The following is a 21,521-nucleotide window of genomic DNA, read 5'->3' on the forward strand; positions in this document are numbered from 1 at the left end:
TCCATTTTTATTTATAAAAAGAACCTCCAATTCAGGAGGTTTTTTTAGTGAACGTTAAAATATCGAGCTTCAGGATGAGAAACGACAATGGCTGAAACGGATGCTTCGGGCTCCATCATAAACCCTTCTGTGAGATGAATCCCGATTTTTTCTGGCTGCAGCAGGTGGAATAGTTTTTCTTGGTCTTCTAGATTAGGGCACGCTGGATAGCCAAAGGAATAGCGCTGACCTTGATATTTGGCTTGGAACCGTTTCTCCATCGTGAAATCGACTGGGTCTGGGAATCCCCATTTATCACGAATTACTTGGTGCGTTCGTTCAGCCAATCCTTCTGCAAGCTCAAGTGCTAAAGCTTGGACCGCATGCATTTTTAAATAGTCACCCTCTTGTTTAAATTGCTGCGCAACCTCTCGTATGCGGGCACCAGCCGTCACTGCAAATAAGGCGATATAATCTTTCTCGTTCTCTCCGCTTTTCCGCACATAATCAGAAATAGACCGGTACGGAAGTTTTTCCTGTCTTGGAAATTGGAATGTCTCAATGACGCGGTCAGGCGCTTCTGGATCATAGATATGCAGGTCATTCCCATTTGAACTGGCAGGGAAGAATTGATAGACGAATGCAGGTGCAAACCAGTTTTTCTCTCTGCCTTCTTGAAGAAGATCTGTGATCAGCTGTTTTAACTCCAATGCTTTTGGATGCTGTTCAGCCAAGAGCTTTTTGACCTTTCCTTTTAAGCCGAGATGATGGCCGATCAGCATTTGCTCATTGACATAGGGCATAATGTGGTGCAAATCAATATCCCGTACATAATGGCGTTTCGTATTTTCTGGCGTGAAAATCGCTGCCTCAGGAAGTGTCGCGCGTTTTTCTAGTAATTCAATCACAGCTTTTGGCTGCGTTGTTTCTTTTTCCTTATGGAGTGTTTCTTGATCCTCTAAGGGTTTTGTTTGAAATTGAAGAGGGTTCGCTCTTAATTCATTCGCTAAAGACAGGCCGTCCATTGCATCTTTGGCGTAAAGGACGGGGCCATCATATTGAGGCGAAATTTTCATCTTCGTAAACTTCCGGGAAAGCGCCGCGCCGCCCACCAAAATGGGAACAGAGATGTTTGCTTTTTGTAAATCTTGAGCGGTCAAGACCATTTGCTGTGCTGATTTGACAAGTAAACCTGATAATCCAATCATATCTGGCTTTTCTTTTTGCACCGCTTCAATCAATGTTTGTGGGGTTACTTTAATTCCGAGATCGACGACGTGAAAGCCATTATTGCTCAAAATGATGTCGACCAGGTTTTTCCCTATATCATGGACATCGCCTTTGACGGTGGCGAGGAGAATCTTCCCTTTGCCGCTTGCGTCCTTTTTCTCCATAAATTGCTCAAGGTATGAAACAGATGCTTTCATGACCTCAGCGGATTGGAGGACTTCAGCTACAATCAATTCGTTTTGATTAAAAAGGCGCCCAACCTCTGACATTCCCTGCATTAATGGTCCATTGATGACATGAAGAGGTGATTCAAATTTCTCCAAAGCAAGGGCCAAATCATCAATCAGGCCTTCTTTCGTCCCTTCGACGACATAGAGTGCCAGCCTTTCATCAAGTGATAAGGAGATCTTTGGTTTCTTCTCTGTTTTCTTTTTCCCGCGATAAAATTGGGTAAACTCAGCAAGGGTTTGATCATTTGTTTCATAAAGTAAAGTTTCAGCCAGCTTGATTTCTTCCTTTGGAATTGAAGCGAAGCGTTCAAGCTTTTCAGTATTCACGATCGCATAATCAAGCCCTGCTTTTACGCAGTGATACAAATAAACGGCATTCAATATTTCTCTGCCAACTGGCGGGAGTCCGAAAGACACGTTACTAATGCCTAAAATGGTGAGACATTCAGGCAGTGCTGCTTTGATTCGCTCAATGCCTTTAATCGTCTCTTCAGCAGCACCAATATACTGTTCGTCTCCAGTACCTACTGGAAAGACAAGCGGGTCAAAAATGATATCACTCGCAGGGATTCCATATTTTTTCGTGAGCAGGTCATGGGATCTTACGGCAATCTCAAGTTTTCGATCTGCTGTGACGGCCATCCCTGTCTCATCGATTGTTCCAACAACAAGTGCGCCGCCATATAGCTTGACAAGCGGAAGAATCTCTTCAAAGCGCTCTTCTCCATCCTCTAAATTAATAGAATTAATAATGGCTTTTCCTTGAGAATACATGAGTGCTTTTTCGATGACATGTTTATCGGTTGAATCAATGACAAAAGGAGCTTTCACTTTTTTCATGGCTTCTTTTAAAAAGCCTTCCATGTCTGCTATCTCATCACGATCAGGGTCTGCTAGACACACATCAATGACGTGAGCGCCATTTTTCACTTGAGCACGAGCAATTTCTGCTGCCTCTTCAAACTTTTGTTCTGCGATGAGCCGTTTGAATTTGCGTGAACCAATGACATTTGTGCGCTCACCAACAAAGAGGGGGCGCATCGCTTCTTCATAAATGAGGGGCTCGATGCCTGATACGGTATGCGGTGATGACTCATGCGACATGCTGCGGGGCTGAAGCGAACGTACTTCATCTGACAATGCCTGAATATGTGCAGGCGTTGTACCGCAGCAGCCACCGACGATATTTAACCAGCCTTCTTTTGCAAAAGCGGCAATTTTTTTAGCAAGCGAAGCAGGGGATTCGTGATATTGCCCTTCTTCATCAGGGAGACCAGCGTTTGGATAGCAGCTGACAGCCGACTTTGAGATGGAGGAGAGTGTACGGATATGGTCTGTCATAAATTCTGGACCAGTTGCACAGTTTAGTCCGACGCTGATTGGTTTCATATGCTCAAGTGAGATATAAAAGGCTTCAATATCTTGACCGGCAAGGGTGGTGCCCATTGGTTCAATCGTCCCTGACACCATCAGTGGCAGCTCAATACCGGTCGCGTGAAAGGCTTCTTGAATACCTTTAAATCCAGCTTTGACATTCAGCATGTCTTGACTCGTTTCTAAAAGAAGAGCATCACATTTCCCATCAATCAGGGCGCGGGCTTGTTCTTCGTAATTTGCAACGAGCTCTTCAAACGTTGTGCCGCCTGTCACGGATAATGTTTTTGTAGTGGGTCCCATTGCGCCTACAACAAAGCGGGGCCAGTCTGGTGTCGACAAACGGTCTGCTTCACGCTTTGCCAACTGAGCTGCTTTTACGTTCAATTCATAGGCGAGATGGCCAAGTCCATATTCATCGAGAACGAGCTTCGTCGCGCCGAATGTATTTGTTTCGATTAAATCTGCACTTGCTTCAAGATATTGCCGGTGAATCGTGGAGATCATATGAGGGGCTGTGACGTTCAAATATTCGTTACAGCCTTCATACTCTTCTCCGCCGAAATCCTCTGCTGTGAGATCGGCGTTTTGAATCATTGTGCCCATTGCACCGTCAAGGACGAGGATGCGTTTTTTGAGCTGTTCAGTGATAGTTGGCATGGATGTTTGGCTCCTTTTCTTTCTGATGGATGTAAGTTGTCAGTTCTGCTGTTAAATCTGATCGAAGGAAAGGGGTAATTAAATAGATACCATTAAACAATTCGCAGGCTGTATCTAATAAAGAGCGGGCAATCGCTAACCCTTCTGTCCGCTGCTTTTCTTTATCTTCGCCTGCCTTGGCCATAATCTCACGAATCGAGTCAGACAATTTAATGCCGGGAATTTCATGATGAATAAACTCAGCATTTCGGCTGCTTGTTAGCGGCATAATACCGATGTAAATCGGTTTATCCAAATGTCGGCTTTCTTCATGAATCTTCACAAGCTGTTCCTCAGAGTAAACAGGTTGTGAAATAAAATAATCGGCACCGTATTCAATTTTCTTCTCGAGGCGTTTGACCGCTTTATCAATATGACGGACATTTGGATTAAACGCACCAGCCACAGAAAAATTAGTCTTTTTCCCGAGCGGCTTCCCGGAGAAAGATAGTCCCTCGTTAAATTGTTTGATCAGACGGATCAAATCAAAGGAGGTTAAATCATACACAGATGTCGCACCTGGGAAGTCTCCAATTTTAGACGGATCGCCTGTGATGGCTAAAATATCGGTTAGTCCAAGCGTGTCCAGTCCCATTAAGTGGGATTGGAGTCCAATCAAATTGCGATCACGACATGTGATATGGACAAGTGAACGCATATCAAGCTGCTGTTTTAATAAAGCGCCGCATGCCACATTGCTAATACGCGGGGTAGCTAGAGAGTTATCGGCCAGTGTGAGGGCATCAATGCCTGCACTTTTTAATTCGTTCGCTGCGACGAGGAATTTTTCAAAGTTCAGCTTCTTCGGCGGGTCCAGCTCGACGATAATCGAACGTTTTTTCACAGCAAGCTCGTCAAGACCTGGTTCTGTCCGTTGATCTTGGATGGAAATGATTTCTTCTTTTAATACTTTCACTTCTTTTTCGGTGATAGGTGCTAAATCTTTGACCGCCTCAGCCATGGCGCTTATATGCTGAGGGGTTGTTCCGCAGCAGCCTCCAATGATTCGTGCGCCCTGATTTCTAAACTCAAGTGCACTTTTTCGGAAATAATCATTATCTGTATCATAGACGAGTCTGCCTTCTTCAAGGGAGGGGAGACTGCTGTTTGGATAGACAGATAAATGCGAATTTTGCAAAAGTGGAACGCCTTCAAGTGCCTGAATCATATGATAAGGGCCTAATCGGCAGTTAATGCCGACGACATCAGCGCCAAGTGAGGATAATTCAGATAAACCGTCTTTTAGCGGTGTACCGTCCTGTAATACACCTTGCTCATGCATGGAGACGTTCATGACAATCGGAAGCGCAGTTTCTTTGCGAGCAATCTCAAGAACGGCTTTTGCTTCTTCAATATCGTAATATGTTTCAAGCAGTAATCCATCAGGCTCTTCATTTAAAAGGATATAGAGCTGTTCTCTAAAGCTCCGTTTAATCTCGTCTAAAGAGTAGGCATTTTTGTTAAATGTTCGAATCCCGCCGATCGTTCCAAGGACATAAGCTGAGCCAGCGGCTGCTTTGGCAATTTGTACAGCTTTTGTGTTGATGCGTTTTGTTTCTTCTTCTAAACCGTAGCGGGATAGTTTAATATAATTCGCACCGTATGTGTTCGTTTGAATAATGTCCGCTCCAGCTTGCACATATGCTTCGTGCACTCTTTTGACTTCATCTTCTTTCGATAAATTTAATTCTTCAAAGCAGCGGTCAATGCCATAAGAGTATAAAAGTGTTCCCATTGCTCCATCAGCAATCAGTACGCGATTTTGTAAGTCTTGTAATAGGCCCATTGGTTTCCTCCTTATTTCTATGTAACAAAAAAAGCCTTCTGATAAGAAGAAGACTTTTGGCTGTATTGAAATTCTTCTCCTTATCTTCCAAGCAGTTGCTTGCTGGATTTAGCACCTTGGTCATAGAAAATAGATTTCTACTACACCGGTTGCTGAGGCTTCACAGGGCCAGTCCCTCTGCCTCTCTTGATAAGAAAGCGATATGAACATGTCAATGAATTGAACTTCCATCAACTGTATCGAAAAAATCGGAAATAATCAATGGAAAATTTGAAATTTATCGAAAATTTATAAATTGGACGTCAATCGGTAAATCTGCCTTGCGCATGAGTGTCATCACTTCTTGTAAATCATCTTTATTTTTTCCTGTCACACGCACTTGGTCATCCTGAAATTGCGACTTTACTTTTAAACCAGATTGTTTGATCAAGGCATTGATCTTTTTGGCATTGTCCTTATCAATCCCGCTAATCAGCTTTGCACGCTGGCGAACGGTTCCACCTAGGGCATGTTCTGTTTTTCCATAGTCAATGTTTTTAGTCGGTACGTTTCGTTTAATCAGTTTTGTCACAAGGACATCCTTTAGCTGCTCCAGCTTGAAGTCATCATCAGAAATGAGAACGAGTTCTTCTTTTTCTAGTGAAATATCACTTTTACTTCCTTTAAAATCATAACGGTTTTTAATTTCTTTCAGTGCTGCTTGAATGGCGTTTTGCACTTCTGGCAGCTCCACCTTCGATACAATATCAAATGAACTTTCTTTTGCCATCACATATGACCTCCAACTATAGATATTGCGTCTATTTTATCATGCCCATAGGGGAAGAAGAAACTTTATCGAAGAGAGATCAGATATATGCGGTATAATTCAAGTACAGTTTGTCCACTTTAGCTAACAGAACTAGAGATGTTCATGATGACAGAAGTATAGTAGAATAAAGTGAATCAAAAGATGAACGAACGCTCTTTTAAGGGCAGATAGGAAGGAAGAGAACATGAGACCAGGTGAGCAACTGACCTTGCAAATAGATAACGAGATGGAATACGGCTACTTTTTAACAGATGGCGAAGATTCTGTTCTCCTACATCGCAGTGAGATGACAGAGGATATTGGAGATCGTGATGAAGTAGAGGTCTACTTATATGTAGATCATGAAGAAAGACTGGCAGCGACAATGAAAATTCCTAAAATCAATGCACATACATACGACTGGGTAGAAGTCGTAGATGTTGTAGAAGATATGGGTGCTTTTGTCGATATAGGTTTGTCAAAGGATGCACTTGTTGCAACTGAACACCTCCCGCCTTTTGAGGAAGCGTGGCCGAAAAAAGGCGACAAACTATACTGTATGCTCAAAGTGACAAGTTACGGGAGAATGTTCGCAAAACCAGCCACTGAAGATGTGATCAGTGAATTATTTACTGAGGCGCCAGAAACGTTAATGAACAAAGAAATGACGGGAACGATTTATCGCTTAATTGCGACAGGTTCTTTTATGCTGACAGATACAGGCGTGCGTGGATTTATCCACCGCACGGAACGAAAGGAAGAGCCTAGATTAGGATCGACCGTGACAGGACGCGTCATTGCAGTGAAAGAGGACGGAACCGTGAACGTTTCTCTGCTTCCTAGAAAACAGGATGCATTATCTGTCGATGCAGAAGAAATTTTAACTTACATGAGAACGAGAAACGGTGCAATGCCTTACGGGGATAAAAGTGATCCAGAAGATATCCGGGAAAGATTTCAAATGAGCAAAGCAGCCTTCAAACGAGCATTAGGTCATCTGATGAAAAATGATCTTGTTTACCAAAAAGAAGGATGGACATACGAGAAAAAGTGAGCATTTGCTCACTTTCAGCGTGTAGACAAACCCTCGCATTCTTTGTCAGTCCTGCGCGCTGGTACTCACGAATGTCAAATTCGCTCCGTGCCAGTGCTCGTCCTTCCTAGACTGCAAAGGTTTTCTATCACGCTGAAAAGAAGACAAAGGGCTAAAATCAAGTTCATTTTAGCCCTTTGTCAACAATCTGAAGTGAGCATTTGCTCACTTTTTTTATTTTTGTGATAAATAATGGTTTTTTTCAGTGAAAAAAGTCATGAAAAAAGCTGAAAATCCTTCACTTTATCATTGAAACAATGCCTCTCAAATCCGATAAATAAGGGGTAAGGATGATAAAAGGAGTGTGTTTTTGGATGAAAGTGAAGATTTCATTACTTCTGATGGCAGCTATGATCATGGTACTCGCCTCATGCAGCAATCAGCAGGGAGGACCCCCGGTATCAAATGCGAAGCATATTGGTGTCATGCTGACGGATGATGGTCTTGGTGATCAATCATTTAACGATTCATCATTTAAAGGATTAGAAAAAGCACGTGATGAGCTTGGCATTGAATTCGATTATAGAGAAATTGCAGAAACCGATACATATGAAAAAGGGCTGACCGAGCTTGTGAAAGATGGAAATGACCTGATCATCGGTGTAGGTTTCAGTATGCAAGAAGACTTAGAAAAGGTAGCGAAAAAATATCCGAAAAAGCAATTTTTACTCATTGATGCTGTGTCTGAACTGAAAAATGTCACATCAGTGACTTTTAAAGAAGAGCAGGGCAGCTATCTAGCGGGAGCTCTTGCTGCCATGACAACAAAAAGTGATGTCATTGGTTTTGTGGGCGGAGTCGATGCAGAGGTGATCCACCGATTTGAACAAGGCTATCAAAAAGGCGCAAAATCTGTGAATCCGAAAATCAAGGTCGTATCCACGTATGCTGGCACATTTAGTGATGCAGGTAAAGGCAGTAAAATAGCGAAAGACATGATCAAAAAGAAAGCAGATGTTTTATATGCCGCAGCCGGTTATACGGGTGTTGGTGTATTAAAAGAAGCGCAAACGCAAGGTAAATATGCAATCGGCGTGGACAGCGATCAGTATTATACAGCTGAAAAAGCCGTTATTTCGTCTATGGTCAAAAAAGTAGATGAAGTCGTCTATCAATTCAGCGAACAGCTCGTCAAAAGCAGCAAAATCAAAAGCGGGCATATCGTATATGACTTAAGTAATGACGGAATCGATATGGCAAGAATCCGGGTGCTCAAAGATGCTGAGAAATTGACCAAAAAATTAAATGGACTGAAGCAGACACTTCTGAAAGAAGAGGGGGCAGCATCATGAGCTTACGCATCAAAATTTTGCTCAACTCACTCATTTCACTTCTTTTAGCGGTTGGCGTAATTGCCTTTATTATTGTGAGCATGACAAAGATTCAGTCATCAAGCGAAACAGAAGTTCAAACCTTACTGAACGTACAAAAAACGAAGGCCAGCTTTGAAAGTGTCGAACAAGCCATGACCAATTATTCCATGACCCTTTCAGATGAACAGCTAGAGGTCGTTCAAAGCGATATATCGACAGCGAAAAAACAGCTGCAAACGTTAAACAAAAACGCAGGAAATATGAACAAAGAAGCCCTCACACGGTTAAATTCAAAGTTTGACACATGGACGCAAGAAGCAAACAATGCCATTGGTGAAAAAAATGCCTCTGATGCCAGACGAGTAGCTGCCAGAATTGACGGTGTTTTAAACGACGTGCATACGATGAATAAAAGAGCACAAGAAGCGTATGAATACCATTTAGAGGAGGCGGCAGACAATGTGCAAAGGATCATCACAAGCGCATCTGTCGCAGCCCTCACGCTGATTGTCATCGCCGTCTTTTTAAATATTGGTTTAACGAGATCCATTGTGACGCCAATCAAATCCCTTTCTTACCGGGCAAAACAGATTGCCGAAGGAAACCTCGCTGTGGAGCGGATGAACATCAAGCGGAAAGATGAAATCGGCGGATTAAATGAGTCGTTCAATCAAATGACGGATCAGCTGATTAGCTTGATTCAAGAAATCAGTCATGTCTCAAGTCAAGTGGAATCATTCTCGATTCAGCTAGATGATGAAAACAAAAAGCTTATGGAATCAGCCAATCAAGTGTCTGTATCGACAGACGAAATGGCGAATGGTTCACAAGCGATTTCAGAAGACCTTCAGCATGGCGTTAGTTTGATTGAGAAAATGGATTCACATGGCCGTAAGAATTCCGAAAGATCACATACAGTCATCCGTAGTACAGAGGATGCCATTGAAGCGGTGGAAAGCGGAAAGAACACGTTAACAGAAACAAAAGCAGCCATTGAAAAAAATACACGTGCGACGAGACAAATTGAAGAGTCTGCAGGAGAATTCACTCAGTACGCAAGCGGAATCTCCGCAATGGCCAAAACGGTTTCTGATATTGCGGACCAGACAAACCTCCTCTCGCTCAATGCGGCGATTGAAGCGGCAAGAGCAGGAGAAGCTGGCAAAGGGTTTGCCGTCGTAGCGGACGAAATTCGTAAGCTGGCAGATGAATCGTCTCGTGCAACAAGACAAATTTTTGACATGGTGAGTCATATTGAAAAAGGCATTCAATCCATTAGCCAAACTGTACAAGAAGGGGTCAAGCTATCACTTCAGCAGCAAGATGCAATGGACAAAACCTCACACTCCTTTGAAGATATAGAAACAAAAGCACAACATATTAAGCAAGAAATGGCGGTCTTAAATGACCAAATTATTCAATCAACAGAGCTTGGCGGACAAGTGCTGCACTCGATTGAAAATATTAGTGCCGTTGTAGAAGAAACGGCAGCGGGCAGCGAAGAAATTTCTGCCTCGGCAAACGAACAACTGCAATCTTTCCATCAAATGAACAAACAAGTAGAAGAACTGATGAGTATGACAGCAAGGTTAAACGAAACCGTTCACCGATTTAAGCTATCATAAGAAAAGCACCCTTCCCGTGATGTTTCAGGGAAGGGTGCTTTTTATGATGGGCTGCCTGTAAAGAAGATGGCAAGTGTGCTAGGGCCTGAGTGGGACCCAACAGCCGCGCCGATGACCTGGATGTCGATTTCTTTTGGGTGAAATTCCGCTTCGATTAATTGTCTCATTTCTTCTGCAAGTGCAGGGTCATCTCCATGACTAATGCCAACAGTTTGACTAGACCAGTCAGATCCGCGTTCTTTCATTAGCTCGATAATGCGTTTCAACAATTTTTTACGGCCACGAATTTTTTCAAGGGGTATCAGTTTTCCATCCTCAACGTGTAAAATGGGTTTAATACTTAACAATCCGCCAACAAATGCGGACGCTTTACTGATTCTTCCGCCTCTTGCTAAATACGATAAATCGTCTACAGTAAAAATATGTTGTAAAGATTCACAAAAATGCTTTACAGACGTTTCAATTTCTTGTATTGTATTTCCGTCAATGGCAAGTGATTGAGCGTGTTTGACAGCTAGTCCATAACCAAGTGAAGCACATTTAGAATCAATGATTCGTAAATCGAAATCAGGGTATTCTTCCTTCACTTCGTTTGCCATCATCACAGCGGTTTGGTATGTACCTGAAAGCTCTGATGAAAAGGCAACATAAATAGCCGATGTATGGGTTTGGGCTGCTGAAACAAAGGCTTCTTTGATCCGGTTCGGTGAAGCTTGTGATGTTTTTGGACTTGCACCTTGTCTCATCGCATCAAATACTTGTTTTGGTTCAATGGTGATCAAATCCTCAAATTCCTGCTCGCCGAGTAACACACGCAGCGGAATGAGTGTCATGTTTTGTTCATCATAATAAGAAAGAGGCAGATCAGCAGCACTGTCTGCTATGATATGAACAGTCATCAAAATCCCTTCTTTCTAAAAAAATCAACCATATTTTACATCTTTTTAGCCTAACTATATCATAGAAAATCATTTTTTCGTGTTCAAATTCTAAATTTTAGGGAAAACCATAGAGAGAATGGTAAGTGGAGGAATGACAACATGTTCATTGGAGAAGCAAAAAAATTCATCGTCGTCGTCATTGGTGCCTTACTTAATGCGATTGGGCTGAATTTATTTTTAATCCCTGCTGACGTATATGCAAGTGGTTTTACAGGGGTTGCTCAGCTGTTATCTAGTTTAATCGATCAATATGCACCGTTTTATTTATCAACAGGGATCCTATTATTTATTTTAAACATTCCGGTCGGCATTTTAGGCTGGATGAAGGTTGGTCGTTCCTTTACTTTGTATAGCATTATTAGTGTGGCACTGACAACGATTTTCCTCGGCATTTTACCAGAGACAAGTGTTTCTGAAGATATTTTATTAAATGCTGTATTTGGCGGAGTCATTTCTGCACTTGGCATTGGGATTACACTGAAATATGGGGCATCTACAGGCGGCCTTGACATTATTGCGATGATTTTAGCGAAATGGAAAGACAAACCAGTGGGCACGTATTTCTTCATTTTAAACGGAATTATCATTTTTACAGCAGGATTGTTACAAGGTTGGGAGAAAGCTTTATATACCCTTGTCACATTATATGTGACGACTAGAGTAATTGATGCCATCCATACGAGACATGAAAAGCTGACTGCCATGATTGTGACAAAGAAAGCAGATGAAATCAAAGAAGCCATTTATGGAAAAATGGTCAGAGGGATTACGACTGTTCCGGCAAAAGGGGCATTTACCAATGAACAAAAAGAAATGATGGTCATTGTCATTACAAGGTATGAGCTGTATGAACTTGAACAAATTATAAAGGAAGTCGATCCAAAAGCCTTTACAAATATTGTTCAAACAACCAATATTCTTGGATTTTTCAGACGAGATTAAAAGGTGGGGAGAAGATGAAAAAAGGGTTAGTGCTTTTTCTCGTTCTATTGGTTTTAACAGCTTGTGGACAACAAAAAAAGGATGAACCAGACAAGGAGGTATCCGGTCAAATGGGAGAAAAAACCGTTGTACTCACAGTAGACCCCGTCCAAAAAGGTTCTTCGGTTCAATTTCATATGTCACTAAAAAATGAATCAGATCGAGATATTGAATTCACGTTTAACACAAGCCAAAAATTCGAATTGAGTGTGTACGATGAAGACGGAAATGAAAAATACCGTTACTCGAAAGACCGTATGTTCACACAAGCCATCCAATCCTTTGTGCTGAAAGCAGATGAAACATATGACTTCCAAGATACGTGGTCAAACGGTGTGGAGCCGGGAACGTATGAAGCGGTCGTCACATTTAAAGGAAAAGCAGAAGGGCTAAAGCAAATCACTGAGAAGAAAACGTTCCAAGTGAAATAAGCATAAGAAAAGCTGTCCACAAAGCGGACAGCTTTTTTCGTTAAAGATCATCAAGCAGGTCTTGGAACGTATGCAGCTGGTTTCTTTCTGCATCTGTCGAATTAGCAAATGCAGATGATACGGCGTTTTTAGCTCGCTGAACTGCTTGTTGACGCTCTAAACCAGATGGAAATGAAGAAGTAAGGGCTTCTTCAGTAAATGATTTGGCTTGATCAAAAAGTTCGTTTCTCACAATGAACCTCCAGAAGCATCAGTCTTCATATTTCCCCTGTCCTCCGCAGCTTCTTCAAGTGTGGAACGATACGGAAAACGTGCGTCATGTAGACTGACTGAATCTTTACCTTGTTGTATAAAGCGTTTCGATTTGCTTCTTTTACCCATTCGGAATCCGCCCCTTTACACAAGCTGACAGGACAACCTGTCTAACGGTAGTATGCCCGCTTCGACCTGCTATGTATGAATGGAAAAATTAAAGCGAGAAGTAATTCGTTAGGAATTTTGCAATCCCATCTTGTTCATTCGTATCTGTCACTTCATTAGAGACGCGTTTCACTGCATCAATTCCGTTGCCCATCGCAACCCCGCATCCAGCAAATTCAAGCATCTCTAAATCATTGTCTTCATCTCCGAATGCCACAATCCGCTCCTGAGGTACACCGTAATAATCACTGATCTTTTGCAGTCCAACGGCTTTGTTCATACCTGTTTTAATGATTTCAATGACATGCCACGGAGCAGCCCAGCGTCTGTGGTCAATCACTTCTGCATGAACATCTGTCAAATAGCTCCGAATCGCTCCGACGTCTTCTTCTTTTGCGTGAATTAAGACGCTTGTGACATTCTCTCCAAGATTGTTCCGAAGGTCTCCAACGGTCACTTTGTTTGCATTCATATTAAATATATCAATGAGCTTTTCATCATGATAATGGAAATACAAATCGTCTAGCACTTCAGCTAACACATTGTGTACTTTATATTCCTCACTAATATCCACAAGCTGTTTCACGACTTGAAGATCAAGTGATGTGTGAAATCTGCCCCATTTTTCATCAAGAGGATGATGGACAAACGCTCCATTAAAGTTCACAATCGGTGAATCGAGCTGCAATTGCTGATAATAAGGAGAGCTGGAACGAAATGGCCGGCCAGTTGAAATACAGACATGATGCCCGCTGTCTTTCACTTTTTGAATGACATCAAGTGTGTGTGCAGAAATCGTTTTATCGTCTTTTAATAACGTGCCATCCAGGTCAAGTGCGATTAGATAAGGTTTAGTCTCCATAAAATCTCCTTTGATCTGTAAGTAATAGGAGGCAGCTGGTGCGGGTGCCTCCACCTATAGTGTATCTTTATCACATCTTCGTTGTCTACATGTTAAAATAAACAAAGACGGGAATGATAAAGGAGGATTCATAGGCTGTGATCACCATTGATGAGCAAATGACACACGATATTCCATTTTTACATATCGTAAAAGCTGAAAATAAAGATAAACCGCTGCCACTTGTATTTTTTATACATGGATTTACAAGTGCACGCGAGCACAACTTACACTTCGCCTTTCATTTGGCGGAAAAAGGCATGAGAGTCATTTTGCCTGACTGTGCTTATCATGGTGTAAGATCAGAAAACCTCAGCTTAGAGGAGCTGGCATCAAAGTTTTGGGAAATCGTCCTGAACGAAATCCGTGAAATCGATATCTTAAAAACATATTTTCAAGAAAAACAATTGATTGAAGCCGATCTAATAGGTGTTGCAGGTACTTCCATGGGAGGCATCACGACCTTTGGTGCACTCGCAAAACATGATTGGATTAAAGCGGCAGTCAGCTTGATGGGCAGTCCGAAATATACGACATTCCTACAAGCACAAATTATGGACATGCGGCACAAAGGGTTGATGAAAGAGATTACAGATGAAGAGGTTCATCAGCAATTAGACGCGCTGCGTCCATATGATTTAACGCTGCAAACAGATCGATTAAACAAAAGACCGCTGTTATTCTGGCATGCAGAAAACGATCCAGTTGTCCCTTACAGACATGCAAAAGCTCTTTATGACGAGTTAGCAGAAACCCAATATAAAGAAGATCCGCACCTGATTCGTTTTATCACAGATGGACAGGCTGGCCATAAGGTCTCAAGACAAGCAATGTTTGAAACCATTGACTGGTTTGTGACACACCTGAAAAGCACAAACGTTTAGCCAAAAGGAAAAGTACGTTATACTAGTTGAAAAAGGAGTGGATATCATGGATGAAGCATTGAAAGAAAATATTTTAGGCGCCCTAGAACAGGTGATTGACCCTGAGTTAAACGTAGACATCGTCAACCTTGGACTTGTCTATGATGTCGATCTTGATGAGAATGGAAAAGCGGATATCACAATGACTTTAACATCAATGGGCTGTCCTCTTGCACCAGTTATCGTCGATGAAGTCAAAAAAGCATTGAGCGACTTGCCTGAAGTGAAAGAAACAGAAGTTCACATCGTATGGAATCCACCTTGGACACGTGACAAAATGTCAAGATACGCTAAAATTGCGCTTGGTATTCAATAAGTAAATACGAAAAATGCCTGGTATGAGTTGAACTCGTACCAGGTTTTTTTATGAAAAATTAAGGTAGAGGAGGAGTATGGCTTGATATAATGGATGTAATTTTATAGAACGGAGTACCTATAATGAAACGAAAGTGGATATGGATCGTTCTTTTGATGGGATATGGCGCTGCCTTTTTTGCATCAGTCTCTATACGTGAAGGTCAAGCACACAAAAGACAAGGACTTGAGGCGTTTACAGATGTGAGTCACCTCATGCCGGTCAAAATAAAAAAAGTCGTGCAAGGAAAAGAAATAGAATCTTTAAAAGAAGTATTAGAAGAAGCAAAAGAGAAGAATCTGCCCATTTCAATCGCCGGAAAGCAGCATAGTATGGGCGGCCACACGTATTATGAAAATGGCATTGTACTAGACATGACGAAATTTCGCCGAATCGTATCATTTAATGAAAAAAAGAAGACCATTCGGGTACAGAGCGGCGCCACATGGGATGATATTCAAAAATATGTGAACCCATATGGTCTTGCAGTAAAGGTGATGCAATCTCAAAACATCTTTACGATTGGTGGCTCGTTAAGTGCAAATGCACATGGACGTGACATTCGCTACGGCTCACTCATTGACACTGTGCGCTCTTTCACACTGTTAAAAGCAGATGGAGAGATCATCACAGTAAAGCCTAGCGATGATTTATTTACTGCCGTGATTGGAGGATACGGCTTATTCGGTGTCATTTTAGATGTTGAGCTGTCCTTAACAAAGGATGAATTATATAAAATGGAGACAACCTCTCTACACTTCGATGAATACACTGATTATTTTCAAAAGCATGTAAAGAACAATAAAGAAGTGCGCATGCATCTCGCAAGAATCTCTACAGCGAAAACAAATTTTTTGAAAGAGATGTATGTGACGAATTATTCGCTTATTTCTGATCAACAGATCGATCCATACCGCGAGCTCAAAGAAGATCAGCTCGTCATCCCTTTAAAATTTATGCTCGGCCTTTCGAGAAGATTTGATATGGGGAAAGATTTGCTATGGAACTTGCAAAAAAAGTATTTTCAAAGTCAAAATGACCAGCTGATCACAAGAAATAACGTGATGCGGTCTGATTCTGCTTTTTTAGAATATGAAAATGAGTCAGATACCGATGTGCTTCAAGAATACTTTGTTCCAGTTGATCGTTTTCGTGCGTATATCGATGACATGAGAAGCTTTTTACAACAGGAAGAATTGAATTTAATGAACATCACGATCCGCTACGTACAAAAAAATGAAAAAGCGGATCTCTCATATGCGAAAGAAGATATGTTTGCACTTGTTTTGTTAGTGAATTATGGTTTTGAGAAAGAAGAGAAGGCAGAAGCAGAGCGGGTCATCCGGCAAATGACAGATATCACCTTGCGGCACCATGGAAGCTATTACTTACCATACATGCCTTATCAAACGAAAGCACAAATGAAACAAGCGTACCCAAAAACCGATCTATTCTTTCAAAAGAAAAAGCAAGCAGATCCAGATGGCAGATTTATCAACTACTTTTATGAAAGGTACAATACACAATGAATGCTAAAGCAATGAAATGGTTCGTCTATTCACAAAGTCTACTGTTTTTCGCCAGTAGTCTCATTTTCCCTTTTTATATTCTTTTTATTAAAAATGTTGGGTCGAGCTATTCTCAATTTGGTCTTGCTTATGGTCTGTTTGGTTTGAGCGGTGCGTTCATTCATTTATTATTAGGAAAACTTCCTGAAACGACCGACAGGCGTCTCTTTTTAATCATTCATTCGTTTGGTATGGCGTTTCTTCTTCTACTTTTTCCACATATCACAGAAGTAGAGCAAGTTTATATGGTTCAGCTTGCCTTAGGTGTGCTAGGTGGTGTTCAGAAGCACGGAGAGAAATTACTCGTCACCGAACTCACAAACGAGAAAAAGCGTATGAAAGAAGTTGGGCACTATCATTTTTGGACAGCGCTTTTTTCATCCATCGCCATTATGCTTGGCGGCCTTTTTGCTGATTTCTTCACCATTCATTTGATTTTTTATGCAAGTTCCCTATTATATTTATGCAGTGCGCTTCTGGTCCTCAATATGAAGAACAATAGATAAAATCCGCATGTCTCACGAAGATATGTGGATTTTTTTATGAAAAAAAATGAAAACAAATATTAAATATACAATTGAATTAATTTTTATACATGTTATAATGTTAAATAATTTCACAAAGATCAAGAGGGTGTATTGACGTTGAAAATAGGTATTATAGGTGCTACAGGGTACGGTGGTGCGGAATTAGTTCGTATCTTTAAGCAGCATCCACATGTGGAGGAATGTATATTGTATTCATCAAGTGGTGATGGGCAATTATACAGTCAATCTTATCCGCATCTGACAACGATTACTGACCAAACATTAAAAGCCATTGATCCGGCTGCCATTGTGCAAGAAACAGATGCTGTGTTTTTAGCGACACCAGCAGGCGTTTCAAGTGAACTCACACCGAAGCTCATGAATCAAGGGGTGCCAATTATTGATTTATCAGGTGACTTGCGCATTCAAGATGGAACTGTTTATGAAGCGTGGTATAAACGAAGGGCAGCGGATGAAGCATCGGTTCAACAAGCTGTATACGGATTATCTGAATTGAATCGTGAAACCATTAAGCAAGCGGAAGTCATTGCAAATCCAGGCTGCTTTCCTACTGCAGTTCTTCTAGGTTTAGCACCGCTGATGAAACAGAATTTAATCGATGAATCTATGATCATAATAGATGCAAAAACCGGGGTGTCCGGTGCAGGACGATCAGCCTCACTTGGCACACATTTTTCAGAGCTGAACGATAACTTTAAAATTTATAAGGTGAATGAACATCAGCACACACCTGAAATAGAACAAGTACTTAGAGAATGGAACCCGCAAACGGCGAACATCACATTTTCAACACACCTTGTCCCGATGACAAGAGGGATTATGGCGACGATGTATACACAATTGAAATCAGATGTCACAAAAGAAGAATTAATGAAACGGATGAAGGACTTTTATGAAGATTCCTATTTTGTAAGAGTGAGAGATCATGGGATATATCCGCAAACAAAAGAAGTATATGGCAGTAACTTCTGTGACATTGGTTTTCATTTAGATGAGCGAACAGCGAGACTGACGATTGTATCTGTCATAGATAATCTCATGAAAGGCGCAGCCGGCCAAGCGGTTCAAAACTTCAACATCATCAAAGGCTTACATGAAGAGGCGGGCCTCACAATGACACCTCTCTATCCATAAGAACAGGGGAGACAACAAACATGATCGAATTGAATGAAAAAAGTATTGTCAAAATAGACGGGGACGTATCATCACCAAAAGGTTTTGAAGCAAAGGGGATTCATATAGGATTACGCTATTCAAAAAAAGACCTTGGCTTGATCATCAGTGAAGTACCAGCAGCGAGTGCAGCGGTATACACTCAAAGTCACTTTCAAGCTGCGCCTCTTCAAGTCACACAAAAAAGCTTAAAAAAGACGGGCAAACTAAAAGGTGTCATTGTCAATAGTGCCATCGCCAACGCATGCACAGGTGAACAGGGATTAAAAGATGCATACGACATGCAGGCAGCCTGTGCAGACATGTTAGGCACAGAGCCTGATTACATTGCCGTTTCTTCTACTGGTGTCATTGGAGAGTGTCTGGATATGGATAAAATCAAAACAGGCATTGCTCAGCTAAAAGAAGCAAAAGCAGGAAATGGCCACTTTGAAGAAGCGATTTTAACAACAGATACAGTCATTAAAAATACGACATACTCCTTGACGATAGACGGGAAAGAGATTCTCATTTCTGGTGCAGCAAAAGGCTCTGGTATGATTCATCCGAACATGGCAACAATGCTCGGGTTTGTCACAACCGATGCAAATGTCGAACAAGAAGCTTTGCAAAATGCTCTTCGTGACATTACAGATGTGACGTTTAATCAAATTACCGTCGATGGAGAAACATCAACTAACGATATGGTGCTTGTGATGGCAAATGGGATGGCAGAAAACCAGGCACTGAATGAAGAACATCCAGAATGGCCATTGTTTAAAGAAGGATTAAAACTAGCCTGTGAAGATCTAGCAAAAGAGATTGCAAGAGACGGAGAAGGCGCAACCAAATTAATCGAAGCGAAAGTTGTTGGTGCAAAAAACAACTTAGAAGCGGGTATTATTGCAAAAAAAATCGTAGGTTCAAGTCTTGTGAAAACAGCCGTATACGGTACGGACGCCAACTGGGGACGGATTATCGGAGCAATCGGTCATAGCGCAGCTTCTGTCACGCCAGAAGAGGTGGAAGTTTACTTAGGCGGGCAATGTCTGTTTAAACATAATGAACCTCAGTCTTTCTCAGAAGAGGAAGCAAAAGCGTATCTAGAGCAGGATGAGATTACGATTTTCATTCAAATGAATGAAGGAAATGGTGAAGCGGCAGCATGGGGCTGTGACCTTACCTATGATTATGTGAAAATTAACGCGAGCTATCGCACATAATGAAGGAGATAGACATGGATAAAACGATCGTGTTCAAGTGTGGAGGCAGTGTCATTCGAGAACTTTCCGATACCTTTTATGAAAATGTCCGCTCACTTCAAGCTGCTGGATTTAAACTGGCTATCGTACATGGCGGGGGTCCTGAAATCACGAGCATGCTGCAAAAATTAGAAGTGAAAACGGAATTTGTAGATGGACAGCGCAAAACAACAAAGCCGGTGTTAGAGGTAGCCGAAATGGTCCTTTCAGGAACGGTGAATAAATACTTTGTTTCAGAGTTGGCAAAGCATGATATATCATCTGTCGGTGTATCTGGTAAAGATGGACAGATGCTTGTCGCCGATTTTCTCGATCAAGATGTATATGGGTACGTTGGCGAAATCAAAGAAGTCAATCCAGAGATGGCAGAAGCACTAATGGAGAAACAATTCATTCCCGTCATTGCGCCGCTATCTATGACCGAAGAATGCCAAACGTTAAATGTAAATGCTGATCTTGCAGCATCAGCAGTCGCAGGAGCTATGAAAGCTGATAAGCTCATGTTTGTCACAGATGTGGAAGGAATTTTAAAAAATGGTGAGCTGTTAGACGTTGTCACCGAACAAGAAGCTCTCAAGCTCATCGATGAAGGTATTATTTCCGGGGGAATGATTCCAAAAGTGCAATCTGCGCTAAGTGCTTTATCAGGAGATGTGGATGAAGTCATGATTGTGAATGGAAAAGGCAGTATTTTTACAGGAGATACCTTTAAAGGAACTCGAATTGTAAAACAAAAGGAGGCGGTCCTGTGAGTCATCTCTTTCAAACGTACGGACGGTGGAACGTTGAAATTAAAGAGGCAGAAGGTTCTTGGGCAGTTGATACAACTGGGAAAAAATATTTAGACTTTATACAAGGCATTGCGGTCACGAATTTAGGTCACAATCATCCAAAGGTCAATCAAGCCATCAAGAAGCAGCTTGACGAGGTCTGGCACGTATCAAATCTATTTGAAAATGGACTGCAAGAAAAAGCAGCGGAAAAGCTGGCAGCCAACAGTTCGGGAGATCTCGTATTTTTCTGCAACAGCGGGGCTGAAGCGAATGAAGGGGCTATCAAATTGGCCCGAAAAGCAACAGGTAAAACAAATATTGTGACGTTTTTGCACTCTTTCCATGGGCGTACGTATGCTGGTATGGCTGCCACAGGTCAAGATAAAATCAAAACTGGTTTTGGACCGATGCTGGAAGGCTTTCATTATGTACCGTTTAATGACCCTGAAGCGATCACAGCGTGTGAAATCGATGATGTCGCAGCGGTCATGCTGGAAGTGGTGCAAGGTGAAGGTGGAGTGAATCCAGCTACAGCTGAATTTCTAGAAGCCGTTCAAATGTTTTGCAAAAAACATCAAGCACTGCTGATTGTAGATGAAATCCAAACGGGTATTGGGCGAACAGGGACAGCATTTGCCTATGAGCAATCGGGACTTGATCCTGATATTATTTCAGCCGCAAAAGGTTTAGGAAATGGGTTTCCAGTAGGTGCAGTGATAGGGAAAAAAGCTTTAGGGGATGCATTTTCTCCAGGCTCTCATGGCACAACATTTGGTGGCAATATGCTCGCTATGTCAGCTGTGAACGCAACTCTTGATGTAATATTTAAAGAAGACTTTCTTTCAGAAGTGAAAGAAAAGGGTGCGTACCTCTTAAAGAGACTGCAAGAAGTCAAGCAGCTGAACATCGTGAAAGAAGTACGTGGCAAAGGATTAATGGCAGGAATTGAGTGTCATCAGCCAGTAGGTGATTACATCACAGCCCTTCGAGAGCAAGGTTTGCTTGTGCTTCCAGCTGGTCCGAATGTTATTCGATTATTACCTCCGCTGAATGTCAAAAAAGTTGAATTGGATCAAGCCATTGAAGCCATCATTCAAGTGTTAGCAAATGAAGCAGTAACGGTCTAAATTTTTTTACACCAGAACGC

20 protein-coding genes and 1 riboswitch are annotated in these 21,521 nt (G+C 41.7%); of the genes, 13 read left to right on the top strand and 7 right to left on the bottom strand.

Features of this window, described 5'->3' with window-relative positions:
- Positions 1 to 44: 44 nt before the first annotated feature.
- The 3 genes from metH to NST24_RS05560 all read right to left on the bottom strand — a co-directional run bounded on the left by metH (position 45) and on the right by NST24_RS05560 (position 6,067).
- Positions 45 to 3,473 (bottom strand): methionine synthase, encoded by a 3,429-nt coding sequence (metH, locus tag NST24_RS05550; protein WP_342462429.1) that lies wholly within the window; start codon positions 3,471 to 3,473, stop codon positions 45 to 47.
- Positions 3,457 to 5,298, bottom strand: coding sequence for a bifunctional homocysteine S-methyltransferase/methylenetetrahydrofolate reductase (locus tag NST24_RS05555; RefSeq protein ID WP_008348554.1), 1,842 nt, complete (start codon positions 5,296 to 5,298; stop codon positions 3,457 to 3,459). Before NST24_RS05555 ends, metH begins: the two co-directional genes overlap by 17 nt.
- Before the next feature lie 77 nt (positions 5,299 to 5,375).
- Positions 5,376 to 5,494: riboswitch (SAM riboswitch) on the bottom strand.
- Between the two features lie 81 nt (positions 5,495 to 5,575).
- Positions 5,576 to 6,067 carry a YajQ family cyclic di-GMP-binding protein gene (locus NST24_RS05560; RefSeq protein WP_342462430.1) on the bottom strand — a complete coding sequence of 164 codons (492 nt, stop codon included), beginning with the start codon at positions 6,065 to 6,067 and terminating at the stop codon, positions 5,576 to 5,578.
- A 226-nt stretch (positions 6,068 to 6,293) separates the two neighbouring features.
- Between NST24_RS05560 and NST24_RS05565 the strand changes: the two genes are divergently transcribed.
- From NST24_RS05565 to NST24_RS05575, 3 genes are all read left to right on the top strand, one after another.
- Complete coding sequence (locus NST24_RS05565) at positions 6,294 to 7,142, top strand: S1 RNA-binding domain-containing protein (RefSeq protein WP_024720045.1); 849 nt, start codon at positions 6,294 to 6,296, stop codon at positions 7,140 to 7,142.
- Positions 7,143 to 7,495: 353 nt separating this feature from the next.
- Positions 7,496 to 8,473 (top strand): BMP family ABC transporter substrate-binding protein, encoded by a 978-nt coding sequence (locus NST24_RS05570; RefSeq protein WP_039167385.1) that lies wholly within the window; start codon positions 7,496 to 7,498, stop codon positions 8,471 to 8,473.
- The gene (locus NST24_RS05575; protein WP_342462431.1) at positions 8,470 to 10,119 is read left to right on the top strand and encodes a methyl-accepting chemotaxis protein; all 1,650 of its coding nucleotides are present in this window, start codon (positions 8,470 to 8,472) and stop codon (positions 10,117 to 10,119) included. The genes NST24_RS05570 and NST24_RS05575 overlap by 4 nt, the downstream gene beginning before the upstream one ends.
- Before the next feature lie 41 nt (positions 10,120 to 10,160).
- Here the strand turns inward: NST24_RS05575 and NST24_RS05580 are convergent, their stop codons facing one another.
- Positions 10,161 to 11,018, bottom strand: coding sequence for a DegV family protein (locus NST24_RS05580; RefSeq protein ID WP_008348544.1), 858 nt, complete (start codon positions 11,016 to 11,018; stop codon positions 10,161 to 10,163).
- 141 nt (positions 11,019 to 11,159) lie between these two features.
- Between NST24_RS05580 and NST24_RS05585 the strand changes: the two genes are divergently transcribed.
- Together NST24_RS05585 and NST24_RS05590 are read left to right on the top strand one after the other, a co-directional pair.
- The gene (locus NST24_RS05585) at positions 11,160 to 12,002 is read left to right on the top strand and encodes a YitT family protein (RefSeq protein ID WP_007499067.1); all 843 of its coding nucleotides are present in this window, start codon (positions 11,160 to 11,162) and stop codon (positions 12,000 to 12,002) included.
- Positions 12,003 to 12,016: 14 nt separating this feature from the next.
- Complete coding sequence (locus NST24_RS05590) at positions 12,017 to 12,472, top strand: BsuPI-related putative proteinase inhibitor (protein ID WP_008348542.1); 456 nt, start codon at positions 12,017 to 12,019, stop codon at positions 12,470 to 12,472.
- 40 nt (positions 12,473 to 12,512) lie between these two features.
- On the opposite strand, the gene NST24_RS05595 is transcribed toward NST24_RS05590, so the two are convergent.
- The 3 genes from NST24_RS05595 to NST24_RS05605 all read right to left on the bottom strand — a co-directional run bounded on the left by NST24_RS05595 (position 12,513) and on the right by NST24_RS05605 (position 13,754).
- Complete coding sequence (locus NST24_RS05595; protein WP_008348541.1) at positions 12,513 to 12,704, bottom strand: DUF3813 domain-containing protein; 192 nt, start codon at positions 12,702 to 12,704, stop codon at positions 12,513 to 12,515.
- Entirely contained in the window at positions 12,701 to 12,853 is a 153-nt protein-coding gene (locus NST24_RS05600; protein WP_008348539.1) for a hypothetical protein, read from the bottom strand. The genes NST24_RS05595 and NST24_RS05600 overlap by 4 nt, the downstream gene beginning before the upstream one ends.
- Positions 12,854 to 12,941: 88 nt before the next feature.
- Complete coding sequence (locus tag NST24_RS05605) at positions 12,942 to 13,754, bottom strand: Cof-type HAD-IIB family hydrolase (RefSeq protein WP_008348537.1); 813 nt, start codon at positions 13,752 to 13,754, stop codon at positions 12,942 to 12,944.
- 137 nt (positions 13,755 to 13,891) lie between these two features.
- Between NST24_RS05605 and NST24_RS05610 the strand changes: the two genes are divergently transcribed.
- From NST24_RS05610 to NST24_RS05645, 8 genes are all read left to right on the top strand, one after another.
- Positions 13,892 to 14,677 (top strand): alpha/beta fold hydrolase, encoded by a 786-nt coding sequence (locus tag NST24_RS05610; protein ID WP_041093094.1) that lies wholly within the window; start codon positions 13,892 to 13,894, stop codon positions 14,675 to 14,677.
- A 46-nt stretch (positions 14,678 to 14,723) separates the two neighbouring features.
- Positions 14,724 to 15,032 (top strand): metal-sulfur cluster assembly factor, encoded by a 309-nt coding sequence (locus tag NST24_RS05615; RefSeq protein ID WP_003211530.1) that lies wholly within the window; start codon positions 14,724 to 14,726, stop codon positions 15,030 to 15,032.
- Positions 15,033 to 15,154: 122 nt separating this feature from the next.
- Positions 15,155 to 16,600, top strand: a complete 1,446-nt coding sequence (locus NST24_RS05620; protein WP_341043605.1) for an FAD-binding oxidoreductase — start codon at positions 15,155 to 15,157, stop codon at positions 16,598 to 16,600.
- Positions 16,597 to 17,145, top strand: coding sequence for an MFS transporter (locus NST24_RS05625; protein WP_268362219.1), 549 nt, complete (start codon positions 16,597 to 16,599; stop codon positions 17,143 to 17,145). Before NST24_RS05620 ends, NST24_RS05625 begins: the two co-directional genes overlap by 4 nt.
- A gap of 138 nt (positions 17,146 to 17,283) precedes the next feature.
- The gene (gene argC, locus NST24_RS05630) at positions 17,284 to 18,321 is read left to right on the top strand and encodes an N-acetyl-gamma-glutamyl-phosphate reductase (RefSeq protein WP_268416937.1); all 1,038 of its coding nucleotides are present in this window, start codon (positions 17,284 to 17,286) and stop codon (positions 18,319 to 18,321) included.
- A gap of 20 nt (positions 18,322 to 18,341) precedes the next feature.
- Positions 18,342 to 19,562 (top strand): bifunctional ornithine acetyltransferase/N-acetylglutamate synthase, encoded by a 1,221-nt coding sequence (argJ, locus tag NST24_RS05635; protein ID WP_039167371.1) that lies wholly within the window; start codon positions 18,342 to 18,344, stop codon positions 19,560 to 19,562.
- 14 nt (positions 19,563 to 19,576) lie between these two features.
- Entirely contained in the window at positions 19,577 to 20,353 is a 777-nt protein-coding gene (argB, locus tag NST24_RS05640) for an acetylglutamate kinase (RefSeq protein ID WP_017360181.1), read from the top strand.
- Complete coding sequence (locus NST24_RS05645) at positions 20,350 to 21,501, top strand: acetylornithine transaminase (RefSeq protein ID WP_100324878.1); 1,152 nt, start codon at positions 20,350 to 20,352, stop codon at positions 21,499 to 21,501. Before argB ends, NST24_RS05645 begins: the two co-directional genes overlap by 4 nt.
- The last annotated feature ends 20 nt before the right edge of the window (positions 21,502 to 21,521 follow it).

Origin of the sequence: Bacillus sp. FSL R5-0286 (assembly GCF_038593245.1) — a bacterium.
GTDB classification, from domain to species: domain Bacteria; phylum Bacillota; class Bacilli; order Bacillales; family Bacillaceae; genus Bacillus; species Bacillus altitudinis.